This window comes from Halopseudomonas pachastrellae, from assembly GCF_900114765.1.
GTDB classification, from domain to species: domain Bacteria; phylum Pseudomonadota; class Gammaproteobacteria; order Pseudomonadales; family Pseudomonadaceae; genus Halopseudomonas; species Halopseudomonas pachastrellae.
Genome location: NZ_FOUD01000017.1, coordinates 34,884 through 51,165, shown reverse-complemented (window position 1 = coordinate 51,165; position 16,282 = coordinate 34,884). Strand labels below are relative to the sequence as shown.

Sequence of the window (16,282 nt, the reverse complement as noted above, 5' to 3'; positions counted from 1 at the left end):
CAGGTGCAGGTGCAGGTGCAGGTGCAGGTGCAGGTGCAGCAGTATTAGCTGCGGCAGAGACAGCAGGAGCAACAGCGGGCGCTGTTGCTGCCTGGGTCGCCTCGGGTTCAGTCTTGGCCGGACTGGACCCCGCCGGCTTTTCCGGCACGTCGCCCGGCGGCACCACCTGCCCCGCTGGCCGCACATCAGCCAAGGTACCGGGCCGGAAGGCGAGCATCCGCAATAGCGCCATTTCCAGGCCGCCACGTGGCTCCGGCGCCAGCGGCAAATCGCGACGCCCGTGCAGGGCCAGTTGATAGAACAGCTGCACGTCCTCGGCACTGACCTGCCCGGCCAGATCCAGCACTCGCTGCTGATCACCCAGACTGTTATCGGTCGCCTCAGGTACCACCTGGGCCATGGCAACGCGCTGCAGCGTCGAAATCAGTTCGGCCAGCACGCCGGAAAAGTCCGCGCCCTGCTCCGCCAACTCGGCCACCGCCGCCATGAGGGCCCGCGCATCACCGGCAATCAGCGCTTCGAGAACAGAAAACACCTGGCCATGATCGATAGTGCCCAGCATGTTGCGTACTTCAGCCACCTGCAACTGGCCGTTGCCAAAGGCAATGGCCTGGTCGGTTAGACTCAGCGCGTCACGCATCGAGCCATCGGCCGCGCGTCCCAGAAGCCACAGCGACTCCTGATCAAAGCCAATCTGCTCGTCGGTGAGTACGTGCTGCAGGTGCTCGACCACCTTCTCCGGCGGCATGTTCTTGAGCGAGAACTGCAGGCAGCGCGAGAGAATGGTAACCGGCAGTTTCTGCGGATCAGTGGTGGCCAGCAGAAACTTGACGTGTTCCGGCGGCTCTTCGAGGGTTTTCAGCAGTGCATTGAAACTGTGACTGGACAGCATGTGCACTTCGTCGATCAGGTAGACCTTGAAGCGCCCACGGGTGGGAGCGTACTGCACGTTTTCCAGCAGCTCGCGGGTGTCCTCTACCTTGGTACGGCTGGCGGCGTCGACCTCGATCAGGTCAACAAAACGCCCCTGGTCAATTTCCAGACAGGATGAGCAGGTACCACAGGGTTCCGAACTGACGCCGGCCTCACAGTTCAGGCATTTGGCCAGAATACGCGCGATCGTGGTCTTACCGACACCGCGCGTACCGGTGAACAGATAGGCGTGGTGTAGGCGGTTGTTGTCCAGCGCGTTGATCAGCGCCTGCAGCACATGGGTCTGTCCGACCATTTCACGGAACAGGCGCGGACGCCATTTGCGGGCAAGTACCTGATAACTCATTGGCTCTGTTCGTTTCCGTTCGGTCGAATGCAAGCGGCTAATGTACCCAAGCAGGTCGCACATTGCGAGCATCGGTGAGCAATTTCAGCACGCAGAGAGGCAGCACCAGATGCACGATCAGCGCAGGCTGACAGGGCTGAAATCTGCCGGGCAATAACAAGAGGGGGAGATAAAGTTGGAGGCGGCCCCGCAGCCACACCCCGGCACACGATATGACCGCTGCGGCTGCTCCCTTCCGGGCCTGACCGGGTTCACGGCTGATCATTGCGAGGGGACCGACGGGGCCACCATAGCGACCTGAGTGCTGACTGCTCTCAGGCCGCGCTATTGTAACGGCTTGTGCTCAAGTTACAACCCGAATATCAGGTTTTGAAGCGCCCAACCTGTTCCTGCAGGGCCGACGCCAGACGTGCCAACGCATTGCTCGCGTCGCGGCTTTCCTGGGACGACTGAGCCGACTGGTTGGACAGGTCGCGAATACCGCTGATATTGCGGGCGATGTCTTCGGTGGTCTGGCTTTGCTCTTCACAGGCCGCGGCGATTTGCGCCGCCATGTCGTTGATGCGCATCACCGATGCTGAGGTCTCGCTGAGCGAGGTCTCGGTTGCACCTGCCTTCTCGACACTCTGCCCTGCCAGCTCGGCACCACGTTGCATCACCGCAACCGCCTGACCGGTCCCGGACTGCAGCTTCTGAATCATCTGCTGAATATCACGGGTCGAATCCTGGGTACGGGCCGCCAGTGCACGCACTTCATCGGCAACCACCGCAAAGCCACGCCCCTGCTCACCGGCACGCGCTGCCTCAATGGCCGCGTTGAGCGCCAACAGGTTGGTCTGTTCGGCGATACCTTCAATTACGCTGAGCACGCCGCCGATCTTGTCGGTGTCCTGCTCCAGATTGTTGATCACGCCTGCGGCCTCTTCCACGTCTGCAGCAAGGCGACGCAGGTCGCTCATTGTCGCGGACACGACATCAGCCGCCGCGTGGCCCTGACGGTCAGCCTCTCGGGCGGCGTCAGCGGTGCTATGAGCGTTGTCTGCCACCTCATGAATCGCCGCACTCATCTCGGTCGCTGCGGTGCTGACCTGATCAACGGCCATGTACTGCTCATTGACCAGTTTCTCCTGTCCGCTGGCAATAGCGCTCATTTCTTCTGCCGCCGAGGCAACCTGCAAGGTGGACTCGGCAACCTGGCGAATCAGCGTCTGCAGCTGTTCCAGAAAGGCGTTAACCGCGCGACTGAGCTGGCCCAGTTCATCATTGGAGTGCACAACCACACGCTGGGTCAGATCACCCTCACCGTCGGCGATGTCACGAATACGCTGCAGCAGCTCGCGCAGCGGATTGGTAATCAGGCCGGGGAAGAATATGATCATCAGCAAGCAAACGATACCGCCGACAATCAGCACCGTTGTCACCCGTGCGTGACTGGCGCCGACGTCGGTTGCCGCCTCGACCTCTTCAACGTCAACCTGCTGGTTAATCAACCCGGTCATCTGATCGATCAGATCGCGGGCACGCGAAAACTCTTCGTAGCCACGCCCGTAGCTGATATTTGACGCCTGGGCTGCAGCGCCGCTGCGCGCCAGCCTCACGTTGTCCATCGCTGTCGCCTTCCAGGTGGCGAAGGCGCGGCTAAATTCGGCGACCAGCGCCTTACCCTGGGCAGAATCAGTCGCCTCGCCATAGCCCGCGATGCGGTCGCTGGCCTGCTGCAGGTTGTCGCTAAGCTCTGCATCCAGCCCCGCGCTGTTTACCCCGGCAATGATGGCACGCTCGGCACTCAGCGCCTGGTACAGATCCCGGTCAGCCTCCAGCACCACACTGCTCTGCGGCAGCAACTCTGACGCAACACGGTGCAAACGCTTCTCCACGGTGGTCAGTGCCCAGAACGCAAACAGCCCCGACAGGACCAGCAACGCAGCCAGAATCAGCAAGGGGATGGTTAGCTTCCAGCGAAAACTCATGTCTCGAATCAGGCTAGGCATAGCGGTTATCACTCTTGTAGCAGACGCAGGCAGAAAAAGACCGCAGCGGGCCGGTTATTCCCTGAAACAGGCTCGGCAGGACTCCGCCATACCGGAAGCAGCCGGGCGTAACCCTTCGCCCCGAGAAGCCCTAGCGACACCGGCTTCCCTTATACAACGCCGGCCTGCTCGCTTTTGCAGCGACTGGACCAGCGCTCCCATTCAGTTCCGTAATTGAATTATCGGCCAATGCCCAGTCGGCATTAGCTGCTTTCCGTCAAATTTTTCTCTATTTGAAGTCTAGTCGCAAAAAACCGCCAACGCCGCTCAGACAAACAGCCAGGAGATCATCAAAGGGATATAGACCAGGGCCACCAGAGTGCTGAGCAGCGCCGTGCCAGCCACTTGACGAGGATGGGTCTCGAGCAGGGTTGCGATCACCACCGTGTTGGCAGCAATCGGCGTTATGGAGATCAGCAGTATGGCCTGATAGACATCCTGTCCATACAGTTGAGTCACATGACTGTCGAACCAGCAGAACGCTAACGCCATCAGCGGCCAGCTGAAAAACTTGCCGAGCAAAGCCAGTCCGGTAAAGCGCAGATCACCGGCCAAGCCCTGAAAGCTGAGGATACTCATGCCAATGATCATCATGCCAAATACGCTGTAGGCGCCGCGCAAGTTATCAAACAGCGGCACAAACGCCTCGGGGATAGACAGCCCCGCGCCGTTGAGCACAACGGCCAGAAAGAACGCATACAGAGACGGCAGCCGCGCCACCTTGATCAGGCAATCACGAATGCCAAAGCGCCCGCGTGCGGCCAGATAAAAGCCGACAGAGGTTTCAAACAACGTGGTCCCGAGCATGCAGACGATGTAGATCGACAGGCCCTGCTCGCCAAACAGCAGCAAGGCGACCGGGATACCAAAATAACCCGTGTTACCGGTGCCCACCGCCAGCGGAATCATGTTGGCGCCGGACTCGGGGAACCAGCGGCGCGCCACCTGCAGGTGCAGCCAGCCGAGAAGGCTGCACAGGGCAAAGGTCAGAAACGGCAACGCAATGACTTCAGGCGACAGCGGCGCCCGCATCACGCCGGCAAAAACCACCGAAGGCGTGACGATGTACATCATGATGCCGGCTATATGCCGGCCACTGGCCTCAAGGTAACGCCCGGCCAGCCAGCCGAGGCCGACCGTGACGTACAACGGCAGCAGTTTGTACAGCAGGGCAAACGCGGCGAGCATTGGACGCCTCAGGCAGAGATGAGATAGACCCGTTCAACCAGTGACTGCATACCCTGGCTGGCAAAGACGGCGTGATCAGCCAGCACATCCTGCTCATCCAGCACCTCGATCTGGCAGCCCTGATACAGCGCCCGCACCTCGGCGTCAGGCACGCTGAACGGCGGGCCGGGGCGCTGCTCCTGAGGATAGTCCAAGGTCACCAGCAGCATCTGCCAGCCATCTGGCAACAGACTGCGCAGCTGGGCGACGTAACGCTCACGCATCGACGGCGGCAGGGCAATCAGCGCCGCGCGATCATATACCGCCGACACCGCGGCCAGTTGCTCCGCTTGCAGGGCAAAGTAATCGCCGCACAGCAGCTCAAAGCCCGCGCCGCGTGCCACGGAAAAGTCACCCTGCTGCGTCCACTCAAGCGCCAGCTGGTGCTCGGCATCAAAAGCCTCAAGCGCGCTACGCGCCAACTCAACGCCGATCACCGGGTGCCCCGCCTGACGCAGCCAAAGCAGGTCAAGCGACTTGCCACACAGAGGCACCAGCACCGACTCCGTGCCACTCAGTGACAGACGCGGCCACCACTGCTGCAACAGTGGATTAATCGACGCCTTGTGAAAACCGATTTCCCCGCGCTGCCACCGCTCTTGCCAGAATGTTGCGTCCATACTGTCCTCGCTACACACAATGCATTGACTATACAGTAATTTTTTTACTGCACCGGGACAGAGACGATATAGTGGTGTGGTTCGTATCACCCGCCGTCGAGTTGCCCCATGGACTACATCAACACCCTATTCCTGATAGGTGCCGTGCTGCTCTGCTTTAGCGTCCTGGCCAGCTCGCTGTCGTCGCGCCTGGGCATTCCGCTGCTGCTGATCTTCCTGGTTATCGGCATGCTCGCAGGGGTCGATGGTATCGGCCGCATCCAGTTTGAGGATGCCAACAGCGCGTTTCTGATCGGCAGCCTGGCGTTGGCGATTATCCTGCTGGACGGCGGCATGCGTACCCGGGTGGAAAACTTCCGCGTGGGTCTATGGCCAGCCATGTCGCTGGCCAGCGTCGGCGTGCTGATCAGTGCCGCGCTGACCGGCGCGCTCACCGCCTGGCTGCTGGAGTTGCACTGGCTGCAGGGCCTGCTGCTGGGCGCGATTGTCGGCTCAACGGATGCCGCAGCCGTATTCTCGCTGCTGCAGGGCAAGGGGCTGAATCTCAAGCAGCGCGTTGGCGCCACACTGGAAATCGAGTCCGGCTCGAATGACCCGATGGCAATCTTCCTGACCATCACCCTGGTCGAAATGCTCGCCAACGGGCAGACCAGCTTCAGTTGGTCCTTTGCTCTGCTGCTGATCGAGCAGTTCGGCATCGGCGCGCTGTGCGGTCTGGCGGGCGGCTTTGGCCTGGTCTGGCTGGTCAACCGCGTCACCCTGCCCGCCGGCCTGTACCCGCTGCTGATTACCAGCGGCGCCATCCTGGTATTTGCCGCGACCAACAAGATTGGCGGCAGCGGCTTTCTGGCCATTTATCTGACCGGCCTGATTCTCGGCAACAACCGGGTGCGTAACCTGCAGAACATCCTGCAGGTGCAGGATGGGATGGCCTGGCTCAGTCAGATCGGCATGTTCCTGATGCTCGGTTTGCTGGTCACCCCCAGCGAGATGATCATCATCGCGGTGCCCGCCGTGATGATCGCGCTGTTTCTGATTCTGGTTGCCCGCCCCATTGCGGTACTGATCTGCCTGGCACCCTTTGTCTTTTCCTGGCGTGAGCGGCTGTTTATCGCCTGGGTTGGCCTGCGTGGTGCGGTGCCGATCATTCTGGCTATCTTCCCGCTGCTGGCCGGCCTGGAGCAGGCGCAATTGCTGTTCAACCTGGCCTTTGTGGTGGTGCTGGTGTCGCTGCTGCTGCAAGGCTCCTCGCTGCCACTGGCGGCGCGCCTGTGCAAAGTGGAGATTCCGCCACAACCCGAACCCCTGCAACGTACCAGCCTGGACACCGCCATCGAGGGTGACTTTGAACTGCTGGTCTACCAGCTCGATAACGCCAACTGGTGTGTCGGCGTGGCCCTGCGTGATCTGAAGATGCCGGACGATACCCGCATTGCCGCGCTGTTCCGTGGCAACCACCTGCTGCACCCCACCGGCAGCACCCAGCTGGCACTGGGCGACGTGCTCTGTGTGGTTGGCCGCCCGCGCGACCTGCCGGCGCTGTCCAAGCTGTTCAGCAAGGCGCAGCCGCCACGCCGACTGGAAAGCCGCAGCTTCTTTGGTGACTTCATTCTCGAGGGTGACGCGACACTGGGAGAGGTAGGCAAGTTTTACGGCTTTGCCGTGCCCGAAGAGATGCGCGACCAGACCCTGGCTGCCTTCTTCAGCCGACAATTCGGCGGCCACCCGGTGGTCGGCGACCAGATCGAGTGGGAGGGCCACACCTGGGTTGTCGCTGCCATGGACAATGACTGGATTCTCAAGGTTGGTCTCAAGCTCGGCAACGGCGGCGGCCCGGTGCTTGGGTTCTAGGCCAGGCGCAACGCAGCAGCAGAATGTCCAAAGGCACCTGGAACCAAGGGTGCTGCCCTGAGTGACGCTTTGCCGCAGGCATGCACTCCGCGCTTGACCTTCACATGATGTCAGGGTTCATGCTGCAATGGAGTCAATAGCGCAGGAGCAGGTCATGTCGGAGATTACATTGCAGCTGGATGGTATGAGCTGCGCCGGATGCGTCGGCCGGGTTGAGCGGGCCCTTGCAGGCGTAGACGGCGTCCAGCAGGTCGCAGTTAACCTGGCGGCGCAAACCGCCCGAATGGATGTGCAGGACAACAGCCAGTTGCTGGCCGTAGAGCAGGCACTGCAACAGGCCGGCTACCCTGCCGAGCAGCAGACCAGACAGATCCAACTGAACAACCTGACTTGCGCCAGCTGCGTTGGCCGTACCGAGGCTGCGCTGAACAAGGTGCCGGGCGTGCTCGAAGCCCAGGTCAACCTGGCCAGCCAGCAGGCCCGGGTGCGGATGCTGCAGGGCACCGACCAGGACGCGCTGCTGCGCGCGCTGCGTCAGGCCGGCTATCCCGGACAATGGCTGGAAGCCGAAGCCCCCGCCAACGACGCAGGGCCAGATCTGGCCAAACAACGGCGCCATGTGATCATCGCCGCCCTGCTCAGCGCCCCCATGTTGCTCGCCATGCTCCCTGCCCTGCTCGGGGCCGGGCACTGGATGTTGCCTGGCTGGCTGCAGCTGATTCTGGCGAGCATTGTGCAGTTTGTGTTTGGAGCCACCTTCTACCGTGGCGCGTGGCATGCGGTGCGCAACCGCACCGCCAACATGGACCTGCTGGTAGTGCTGGGCACCAGCGCCGGCTGGGCGTTGAGCACCTGGAACCTGCTTACCCAACCGGCAGGCACCGAGCTGCACCTGTACTACGAGGCCTCTGCGGTCATCGTCACCTTTATCCTGCTGGGCAAATACCTGGAAAACCGCGCCAAGGGGCAGACCCTGGAGGCGATCCGCGCCCTCACCGCCCTGCGCCCGGACACCGCGCGGCTGCGTGATGCCGATGGCGAACGCGACGTGCCGCTCAGCCAGGTGCTGCCGGGTGATCAGCTGGTGGTGCGCGCTGGCGAACGCATCCCGGTTGACGCCGAGATTACCGAAGGCAACAGCCATATCGACGAGTCCATGCTCACCGGCGAAAGCCTGCCGGTCAGCCGCGGCCCCGGAGATGCCGTGCGTGCCGGCAGTCTGAACCAGGACGGCGTACTACTGATCAACACCACCGGCGTCGGCCAGGACACGCTGCTGGCGCAGATCGTGCGCATGGTCGAGAACGCACAAAGCTCCAAGGCGCCCATCCAGCGCCTGGTCGATCGCGTCGCGGCGGTATTCGTGCCGGTGGTGATTGCCATCGCACTGCTGACCTGGGCGATCGGCAGTTTCTTCATCGGCCCGCAGGCGGCGCTGCTCAACGCCATTGCCGTGCTGGTTATTGCCTGTCCCTGCGCCCTGGGACTCGCCACGCCGACCGCCATCATGGTCGGCACCGGAGTGGCCGCACGTTACGGCATTCTGATTCGCGACGCCGAAGCGCTCGAACGTGCCCGCCTGGTCAACGCCGTGATCTTTGACAAAACCGGCACCCTGACCCGGGGCAAACCCGCGCTGACCCGCGTCGAGCCTCTGAACGGGCATAGCGCCGAAGACGTGCTGCGCGTTGCCCTGGCCCTGCAACAACAGGCGGAGCATCCGCTGGCCCGTGCACTGTGCGACTACGCCGCCGAGCAAGGCATCCAGGCAGCACCTGCCGACAACCTGCAGGTGCTCGCCGGGCGCGGCGCCCAGGGCCTGGTCGACGGCCAGAATGCCTGGCTGGGCAGTGCCCGCCTGCTAGAGGAGCAACAGCTTGATCTGACGCCCTGGCAGCAACAGGCCGCCGAGTTGCAAGCCGACGGGGCAAGCCTGTCATGGCTGGCCCAAGGCGATCAGGTGCTGGCGCTGCTGAGCTTTGCCGACAGCCTGAAAGACAACGCCCGTGCCACCATCGACCAACTGCAGGCGCAGCACATCGAGTCGCTGCTGATCAGCGGTGACAGCCAGAGCGCCGCCGAGCACATTGGCCGCCAGTTGGGGCTCGATCAGGTGCGAGGCAGCGTGCTGCCAGCCGACAAGGTCAGCGAAGTGCAGCGCCTGCAGCAACAGGGCAAGGTTGTAGCCATGATCGGCGACGGCATCAACGACGCTCCCGCACTGAGCAGCGCCGATGTCGGCATGGCCATGTCCACCGGCACCGATGTTGCCATGCACAGCGCCGGCATCACCCTGATGCGCGGTGACCCGGCCCTGGTCCCCATGGCGCTGGCGCTGTCACGCCGCACCGGCGACAAGATTCGTCAAAACCTGTTCTGGGCTTTCGTGTACAACTGCCTGGGCATTCCGCTGGCCGCCTTTGGCCTGCTCAACCCGATGATCGCCGGCGCCATGATGGCCGCCAGCAGCGTCTGCGTGGTCAGCAACGCGCTGCTGCTCAAACGCTGGCAACCGGAGGACGCATGAATATCAGCCAGGCAGCCACTGCCAGCGGCCTTAGCCCGCGCATGATTCGGCACTACGAGAAAATCGGTTTGCTGCCAGCGCCGCCGCGCAGTGAGGGCGGCTATCGTCAGTACGGCGATAGCGACCTGCACACCTTGGGGTTTATCCAGCGCGCGCGGCGCCTCGGCTTCAGCATGGAGCAGATAGCCCGGCTGTTGCAGCTATGGCAGGATCGCTCGCGCTCCAGCGCCGAGGTAAAAGCGCTGGCCGGCGAGCACCTGAAAGAGCTGGAGGAGCGCATCGCCGACCTGCAGGCCATGCACGCCAGCCTGGCGCAATTGGCCGATTGCTGTCAGGGTGACCACCGCCCGGACTGCCCGATCATCAACTCGCTGGCCAGCCCCTGCTGAGACGCCCTATGGAACTGAAATCCCTACGCCACTTTGTTGCCCTGGTCGAGCACCAGGGCTTTGCCCGTGCCGGTGAAGCCATCGGCCTGAGCCAACCTGCGCTGAGCCGTAGCATCCAGACACTGGAGCAGCGCCTCGGCTGCGATCTGATCAACCGGGGTGGCAAGGGGGTTGAGCTGACGCCGCAGGGCCAACTGGTGCTGGAGCACGCCCAGCGGCTGCTCGCCGGCAGCACGGCGTTGCGCAACGCCCTGCGCCAATTCAACGATCTGGAAGCCGGTGAGCTACTGATGGGCGCTGGCCCCTTTCCGGCCGCAGGGCTGCTGCCCCGCGTGCTGGGCCAGTTCAACCGCCGCTATCCCGGAGTGCGGGTACACATGGAAGTGCAGCACTGGCTGGCGCTGCGCAATCAACTGCTGGCGGAGCAGCTGGAGTTGTTTGTTGCGGACATACGCGAACTGGAAAACGACCCGCTGCTGGAGGTAACCCCACTGCGCCAGGCCCCCAGCCGGCTGTTCTGCCGGGCAAGCCACCCACTGGCCGGGCGCACGGACCTGACGCCCGAGCTGCTGGCCGCCTATCCGCTGGCGAGTTTTCGCGTCCCGGATGTGATACTCCAGACCCTGCGCTACACCCTGCCGCGCCCGGAACCCTTGATCAGCCTGGAATGCGACAACCTGGATGTGCTCAAGCGCGTAGTCCGCCACAGCGACGCCCTGAGCATTGGCGATCTGGATATTCTGCACGATGAGCTGAGCGCCGAAACCCTGACGCTGCTGGACTGGCCGGAGCTCTTACCCGGCACCAGCTTTGGTCTGGTGACCCGTCGCCAGCGCCCGCTTTCGCCTGCCGCATCCGCCTTTATCGAGATGCTGCACGCCGAAAGCCAGACGCGCTAACCGCTTACAACAGGTTGAACAGACTCAGCCCGCTGACTTTGACAAAGCTCTGTTGTGACGCCTCCAGCACCACGCTCTGCAGACTCAGGCGACTAAGTGCCTCGGCATAGTCCAGATCCTGCAGCTCGGAGGTAACGGCGGTATTGATCAGCGACACTTCCTCATTCTCGGTCAGAGTCGACTCGATCACGTTCATACGCGCGCCAATGGTGGTCTGCACGCTCAACACCTGATTCATCGCGTTGTCGAGGTTATCCAGGGTCACAGCGATCACATCTCGCCGCTGCCACTTGTCCTCACTGCTGCTACCGCCGGTTTCCAGCGTGCTGCGCAACAGCGAGACGGTTTCCAGAATGCTGCGGGTTTCCCGGTTGGTGCTGCCCGCGCTGTCACCTGTGCTAATGCTGAAGCTGTCGCCGGCGGCCAACTCACCATCCAGCGTCACGGCCACACCGGCATAGCGGACGGTGTAGCCCCCTTCGTCGTTCTCTTCCAGATCACCGGTCACCGGCGGTGCCAGCGGGTTGCCGGCGCTATCGACAATCTCGTAACTGTCGCCGGTGGCACCGATCACAATGCTGACGCTGCCCTGCGGGTAGAAGGTATTGTCATAGGTGGTCTTGTCTTCCACCACACCCAGTGAAATGCGCCCGGTGCCGGTGTTGGCGGCATCGGCTTCAGTATTGACGCGGTTGACGTTGGCGACATTGACGAACAGATCCTTGCCGTTGTCATTGATCGCCACGTACTTGGAGCCAGCAATCTGGATTGAGCGCTGACCTTCGTCACCCTGGTAGCTGTAGCTGCCGTCCGGATTTTTGACAAAGGGCTGCTCGCTGCTCTGGTAACCACCAAACAGGTACTCGCCGCGCGCGTTCTGGCTATTGAACAGGTTGTACAGTTCCTCTTCACGCTGTTCCAACTCGGTTGCCAGCGCCTGGCGGTCGGCGTCACTCATAGAGCCATCACCGGCTTCAATGGCGATTTCACGAATGCGCTGCAGGCTGTTGTTGACCGAGTTGAGAATCGCCTCTTCCTGGGTCAGGCTGTTGTTGGCCGCCGTCATGTTGGTGCTGAACTGCTCCAGACGGTTGGACTCCTGACTCAGTTGCAGCAGGCGTACGGTCGCGACCGGATCATCCGCCGGGGTCAGGATGCGCTTGCCCGAGCTGATCTGTTCCTGGGTGCGGGTGGCATTGCTGTAGTTATCCTGGATGCCACGTACACCGCTATTGAACTGCTGAATGGTTGAGATACGCATGGGTCGTTACCCGTTATCTGACGCTGTTGATCAGCGTATCAAAAATGGTCCGGGCAACCTGAATCACCTGGGCCGAAGCGTTGTAATACTGCTCAAAGCGGATGAGGTTGGCCGCCTCTTCATCAAGGTTGACCGCCGACACCGAGTCACGGTTATTGGTCGCTTGGGTCAGCACCGAGGCACTAGATTCGGAGTTGGTGCGCGCCTGGGCGGTGTAGGTCGCCACACGCTGGACCAGATCGCCGTAGCCGTCGACAAAGGAAAAACCTTCCGCACCATTGGCCTGCCCCAGCACCTGAGCGGTCTGCAGGTCGGACATCGCCAAGGCGTTGCGGTTATCCGCAACCCCGGTGTTGAATTCCAGGTTGAAGCTGTCGCCATCCTTCGGCGTGCCGGTCATGGCCATGCTGAAGGTGTAGCCACCCACAGTCACCTCGACGCTGTTGGTCTGGCCGGGGGTAATCACCAGTGGCGATGGGTTGAGCGTGGCGGTGCCGCCGGTCACCTGCAGCTCACCACTGGCCTCGTCATAGCTCAGCTCGATGGGCAGCAGCCCCTGCAGCGCTGCCGGATCGATCGGTGACGGGCCGGCGCTCAGTGCCGGCTGACTCAGGGTGCCGGTACCGCGATTGTCCAGACTGGCCTGAATCGAGCCCGGTGCAGCAAAGGCCAGCTCCTGCGGCTCTTGCATCACCACCGACATCTCAGCAGCGGCGTGACGGGTCGGGGTCAGCAGAAAACGGTCACCCGCTGCGATACCGCCGCCGCCCAGCTCAATGGTAAAGCCGTCCAGCTCGGGCGGCGGCACGCTACTCAGGTCATAAGGCCCGCTGACGCTGTCATCCGAGGTACGGCGCACGGTGAACTCGGTGGCAGTGGTGAACACCACTTCGTAATCGGAGGTGCTCAACTGCGAGGTATCGCTGATCAGCACGTCGAGCTTGGCGTTCGGGTCGCTGTTGTTGACGCGCGCACGGCTACGCCCGTCCACCAGTTCAGCGCTGTTGATATCGTTGAACAGCGAGGCACCGGCATTACCGTTGAGGTCCAGCCCCTGGCCCTGCTGCTGGTTGAACTCGCTGGCAATCGACAGCGCCAGACGGCCAATGGCGTTGAGCGCCGGGTCCAGCACATCATCGCGGTACTTGATCAGGCCACCCAGCTCACCGCCGCTGATCAGCCCGGTCACGTCCTGCGTGGCGTTGCCGGCCTTGAGTACCACGTCCACCCGCGATGGATCACCGGCACCGGGCCGCACCGCCAGTGTGGAGGCTTCGTTACCGACCACCAGCGGCTGGCCCGAGCCGATAAAGATATTCAGAACGTTGTCGTCCTGCTGCACCACGGTCACGCCGATCAATTCACTCAGCTCGCGCACGGCTTCATCCCGGGCATCGAGCAGGTCATTGGGCTGAGCGCCGTTGGCAGCCGCCACGGCGATGCTGTCGTTGTAGCTGGCAATGGAGGTGGCAAGACGGCTGGCCTGATCTGCCAGGGTGCTCATTTGCTGGCCAATGAACTGGTTCTGCGTGGTCAGACTGGTCTGCACGGTATTAAAACGCGACGCGAGCCCTTCGGCCTCGGACAGGAACAGCTGACGCGCCGGCAGGTTGGCCGGGTCTTCGATAGCGGTCTGCAGCGCGTCAAAGTAGCTCTGCAGGCCGGGGGTGATACCGGTCGCGCTGCTCGACACCAGGGTGTTGAGCTGTTCGAGCTGCGATTGAAAGGCCTGCACTTCGGCGTTGGTCGAGGTCGCAGTTCTGACCTGGTTAGTCAAAAACTGGTTGTAGATACGCTCTACATCCACCACCTTGCTGCCGTTACCCAGATAGCCGGCACCACTGAAGCTTGGGGTTTGTGCCGCCTGCAGCGCCGTCTGCCGGGTGTAGCCGGCGGTGTTGACGTTGGTGATGTTCTGACCGGTGACCGATAGCTGGGTCTGGGCTGTCTTCAGGCCGCTGAGGCCGATACCGAATAGATTTGCCATGCTCAGGCCCTGCCGCCGTTGTCTGAAGTGGTGTCAGTGCTGGCAACACGGCTATCGCTGCTGCCGATCAGCTGACGGGCGATCTGCGACACCTTACGCGCGTACTGCGGGTCGGTCGCGTAACCGGCGCTTTGCAGCTCACGGAAGAAGGTATCCGGGTTCGCAGTGCTGCTCAGCGCCTTGCTGTAGCGGCCGTTGCTTTCCAGAAAGCTCACATAATCCTCAAAGCTCTGCTCCCAGGAGCTGTAACTGCGAAAATCCGCCCGCTCGCGGGTACTGACGCCGTTGCGGTATTCGGTGGTGGCCACATTGGCGCTGTCACCCTGCCAGCCGCCATGGGCCTTGATACCGAACAGGTTGTGGCTGGAGCTGCCGTCGGACTGACGAATGACCGACTTGCCCCAGCCGGTTTCCAGCGCCGCCTGGGCAACCAGATAATGCGGGTCAACACCCAGGCGCGCCGCGGCCTTCTCGGCCATCGGCAGCATGGTCTCGACAAACTCCTGGCTGTTGGCAAAGCGAGTGCGCTGAGCCGCCTCACCGGATACCGCCGCCACCGTCGATGCACTGCGGCGCATGGCCTCGATACCGCGCAGTGGCTGCCAGTCATTGCTCTGACTGCTGGCAGTGCTGGCCTCGGCACGATCCAGACGCTCGGCCCAGGCACTGTAATCGGAGGCAACCTGCAGACGGCGGCGCGCCAACAGCGCGGACTGATCTACTGCCGACGCGCCGGCGCCCGACGCAGCGGCGCCCGAGGCACCGGTATCAGCGCCGGTGCTTGCGGCCTCGGCCTTGGGCGAGAGCTGACGCATCAGCGCATCGCTCAAGCCCAGCCCGCGGCCCTCGGACAAATGCACCGCCATCTGGTTGTCGTACATTTCCTGGTAAAACTTGGTCTGCGGGGTATTCAGCGGGTTGCCCTCGGCAAACACCGCGTTGGCATCACGCATGCTCTTGATCATCATGTTGACGAACAGCGATTCAAACTGCTGCGCCACCTTGCGCACGTTCTCCGGGCTGTTGGCGTCGCTGCCAGTCTTGAGTTGACTGATGCTGTTGATGTCGGTGTAGCTGGTGGTGATGCTCATGGCTCGCTCCCCGGTCAGATGATGACCAGATCGGCATTCAAGGCGCCGGCCTGCTTAAGCGCTTCGAGAATGGCCATCAGGTCGCCCGGCGCAGCGCCGACCTGATTGACCGCACGCACGATTTCATCCAGCGAAACGCCCGGATTGAACACAAACATGCGGCTGTCGCCTTCCTCGATATTGATCTGAGAACTCGGTGAAATAACCGTCTGGCCGCCGGACAGCACACCGTCCGGCTGACTGACCTGCGGATTTTCACTGATGGTGACAGTCAGGCCACCATGGGTAACGGCTGCCGGCTGCACGCGCACATCCTGACCAATCACGATGGTGCCGGTACGAGAGTTGATAATGACCTTGGCCGCCGCGCTGCCCTGCTCCACGGTCAGGTTCTCGACCATGGCCAGATAGTCCACCCGCTGGTTGGGGTCGATCGGCGCACGGACCCGCACCGAGCCGCCGTCTAGCGCCTGGGCAACGCCAGGGCCAAAGGTTTCATTGATGCGATCAACCACACGCTTGGCCGTAGTAAAGTCCGGCCGATTGAGGTTGAAGATCAGGTGATCGCCAGAGGTGAACGGGCTGGATACCGAACGCTCGACGGTCGCGCCGTTAGGGATACGCCCGGCGCTCGGAATATTCACCGTGATGCGCGAGCCGTCGGCACCTTCGGCGCCAAAGCCGCCCACCACCAGGTTGCCCTGGGCGATGGCATAGACTTGGCCGTCGATCCCCTTGAGCGGCGTCATCAGCAGCGAACCGCCGCGCAGGCTCTTGGAGTTACCAATCGAGGACACGGTCACGTCGATAGTCTGGCCCGGACGCGAGAACGGCGGCAGATCCGCGTGGATAGCCACGGCAGCGACGTTCTTCATCTGAATGCGGGTTCCTTCCGGCACGGTGATGCCAAACTGGGTCAGCATATTCTCGAAAGTCTGCACGGTGAAAGGGGTCTGGCTGGTCTGGTCACCAGAGCCATCGAGGCCCACGACCAGGCCGTAACCGATCAACTGGTTGCTGCGCACCCCGGCGATGCTGGCGATGTCCTTCAGACGATCAGCCAGCGCCAGCGGACTGGCAAGGAAAAGACAGAGGCAGATAATCAGGCTGCGCATGGCAGT

General features: G+C 62.3%; 12 protein-coding genes and 1 other RNA gene. 4 read left to right on the top strand and 9 right to left on the bottom strand.

Translation table 11 applies throughout. The features are described from left to right. The 5 genes from dnaX to BM116_RS13680 form a co-directional block, all read right to left on the bottom strand. The coding region (gene dnaX / locus BM116_RS19200; protein WP_235846765.1) for a DNA polymerase III subunit gamma/tau at nucleotides 1–1,279 on the bottom strand (1,279 nt) is incomplete at its 3' end. A gap of 184 nt (nucleotides 1,280–1,463) precedes the next feature. After that, nucleotides 1,464–1,560, bottom strand: an RNA gene (gene ffs / locus BM116_RS13695) — signal recognition particle sRNA small type. A gap of 81 nt (nucleotides 1,561–1,641) precedes the next feature. Beyond that, a complete protein-coding gene (locus BM116_RS13690; RefSeq protein ID WP_083726618.1) occupies nucleotides 1,642–3,270 on the bottom strand; it encodes a methyl-accepting chemotaxis protein in 1,629 nt (542 codons plus the stop codon). Between the two features lie 306 nt (nucleotides 3,271–3,576). Beyond that, the gene (locus BM116_RS13685) at nucleotides 3,577–4,497 is read right to left on the bottom strand and encodes an AEC family transporter (protein WP_083726616.1); all 921 of its coding nucleotides are present in this window, start codon (nucleotides 4,495–4,497) and stop codon (nucleotides 3,577–3,579) included. Between the two features lie 8 nt (nucleotides 4,498–4,505). Continuing rightward, nucleotides 4,506–5,156, bottom strand: a complete 651-nt coding sequence (locus BM116_RS13680) for a thiopurine S-methyltransferase (protein WP_083726614.1) — start codon at nucleotides 5,154–5,156, stop codon at nucleotides 4,506–4,508. Nucleotides 5,157–5,264: 108 nt separating this feature from the next. Between BM116_RS13680 and BM116_RS13675 the strand changes: the two genes are divergently transcribed. The 4 genes from BM116_RS13675 to BM116_RS13660 all read left to right on the top strand — a co-directional run bounded on the left by BM116_RS13675 (nucleotide 5,265) and on the right by BM116_RS13660 (nucleotide 10,822). Further along, nucleotides 5,265–7,007, top strand: coding sequence for a potassium/proton antiporter (locus tag BM116_RS13675; RefSeq protein ID WP_083726612.1), 1,743 nt, complete (start codon nucleotides 5,265–5,267; stop codon nucleotides 7,005–7,007). A 154-nt stretch (nucleotides 7,008–7,161) separates the two neighbouring features. Further along, nucleotides 7,162–9,534 (top strand): heavy metal translocating P-type ATPase, encoded by a 2,373-nt coding sequence (locus BM116_RS13670; RefSeq protein WP_083726611.1) that lies wholly within the window; start codon nucleotides 7,162–7,164, stop codon nucleotides 9,532–9,534. Next, entirely contained in the window at nucleotides 9,531–9,923 is a 393-nt protein-coding gene (cueR, locus tag BM116_RS13665) for a Cu(I)-responsive transcriptional regulator (RefSeq protein WP_083726609.1), read from the top strand. Before BM116_RS13670 ends, cueR begins: the two co-directional genes overlap by 4 nt. A gap of 8 nt (nucleotides 9,924–9,931) precedes the next feature. Continuing rightward, nucleotides 9,932–10,822, top strand: coding sequence for a LysR family transcriptional regulator (locus BM116_RS13660; RefSeq protein ID WP_083726607.1), 891 nt, complete (start codon nucleotides 9,932–9,934; stop codon nucleotides 10,820–10,822). A gap of 4 nt (nucleotides 10,823–10,826) precedes the next feature. Here the strand turns inward: BM116_RS13660 and flgL are convergent, their stop codons facing one another. From flgL to BM116_RS13640, 4 genes are read right to left on the bottom strand one after another with little or no spacing between them, the layout of a single operon-like run. After that, nucleotides 10,827–12,083, bottom strand: a complete 1,257-nt coding sequence (gene flgL, locus BM116_RS13655) for a flagellar hook-associated protein FlgL (RefSeq protein WP_083726605.1) — start codon at nucleotides 12,081–12,083, stop codon at nucleotides 10,827–10,829. A gap of 13 nt (nucleotides 12,084–12,096) precedes the next feature. Then, nucleotides 12,097–14,070 carry a flagellar hook-associated protein FlgK gene (flgK, locus tag BM116_RS13650; RefSeq protein ID WP_083726603.1) on the bottom strand — a complete coding sequence of 658 codons (1,974 nt, stop codon included), beginning with the start codon at nucleotides 14,068–14,070 and terminating at the stop codon, nucleotides 12,097–12,099. A gap of 2 nt (nucleotides 14,071–14,072) precedes the next feature. Beyond that, nucleotides 14,073–15,161 (bottom strand): flagellar assembly peptidoglycan hydrolase FlgJ, encoded by a 1,089-nt coding sequence (gene flgJ / locus BM116_RS13645; protein ID WP_083726601.1) that lies wholly within the window; start codon nucleotides 15,159–15,161, stop codon nucleotides 14,073–14,075. 14 nt (nucleotides 15,162–15,175) lie between these two features. Beyond that, complete coding sequence (locus BM116_RS13640; RefSeq protein ID WP_083726599.1) at nucleotides 15,176–16,276, bottom strand: flagellar basal body P-ring protein FlgI; 1,101 nt, start codon at nucleotides 16,274–16,276, stop codon at nucleotides 15,176–15,178. Between the last annotated feature and the right edge of the window lie 6 nt (nucleotides 16,277–16,282).

Bases quoted from the DNA above. Each gene is read 5' to 3' on its own strand.
- BM116_RS13690 (WP_083726618.1), bottom strand. From the start codon at position 3,270: ATGCCTAGCCTGATTCGAGACATGAGTTTTCGCTGGAAGCTAACCATC.
- BM116_RS13685 (WP_083726616.1), bottom strand. From the start codon at position 4,497: ATGCTCGCCGCGTTTGCCCTGCTGTACAAACTGCTGCCGTTGTACGTC.
- BM116_RS13680 (WP_083726614.1), bottom strand. From the start codon at position 5,156: ATGGACGCAACATTCTGGCAAGAGCGGTGGCAGCGCGGGGAAATCGGT.
- BM116_RS13675 (WP_083726612.1), top strand. From the start codon at position 5,265: ATGGACTACATCAACACCCTATTCCTGATAGGTGCCGTGCTGCTCTGC.
- BM116_RS13670 (WP_083726611.1), top strand. From the start codon at position 7,162: ATGTCGGAGATTACATTGCAGCTGGATGGTATGAGCTGCGCCGGATGC.
- cueR (WP_083726609.1), top strand. From the start codon at position 9,531: ATGAATATCAGCCAGGCAGCCACTGCCAGCGGCCTTAGCCCGCGCATG.
- BM116_RS13660 (WP_083726607.1), top strand. From the start codon at position 9,932: ATGGAACTGAAATCCCTACGCCACTTTGTTGCCCTGGTCGAGCACCAG.
- flgL (WP_083726605.1), bottom strand. From the start codon at position 12,083: ATGCGTATCTCAACCATTCAGCAGTTCAATAGCGGTGTACGTGGCATC.
- flgK (WP_083726603.1), bottom strand. From the start codon at position 14,070: ATGGCAAATCTATTCGGTATCGGCCTCAGCGGCCTGAAGACAGCCCAG.
- flgJ (WP_083726601.1), bottom strand. From the start codon at position 15,161: ATGAGCATCACCACCAGCTACACCGACATCAACAGCATCAGTCAACTC.
- BM116_RS13640 (WP_083726599.1), bottom strand. From the start codon at position 16,276: ATGCGCAGCCTGATTATCTGCCTCTGTCTTTTCCTTGCCAGTCCGCTG.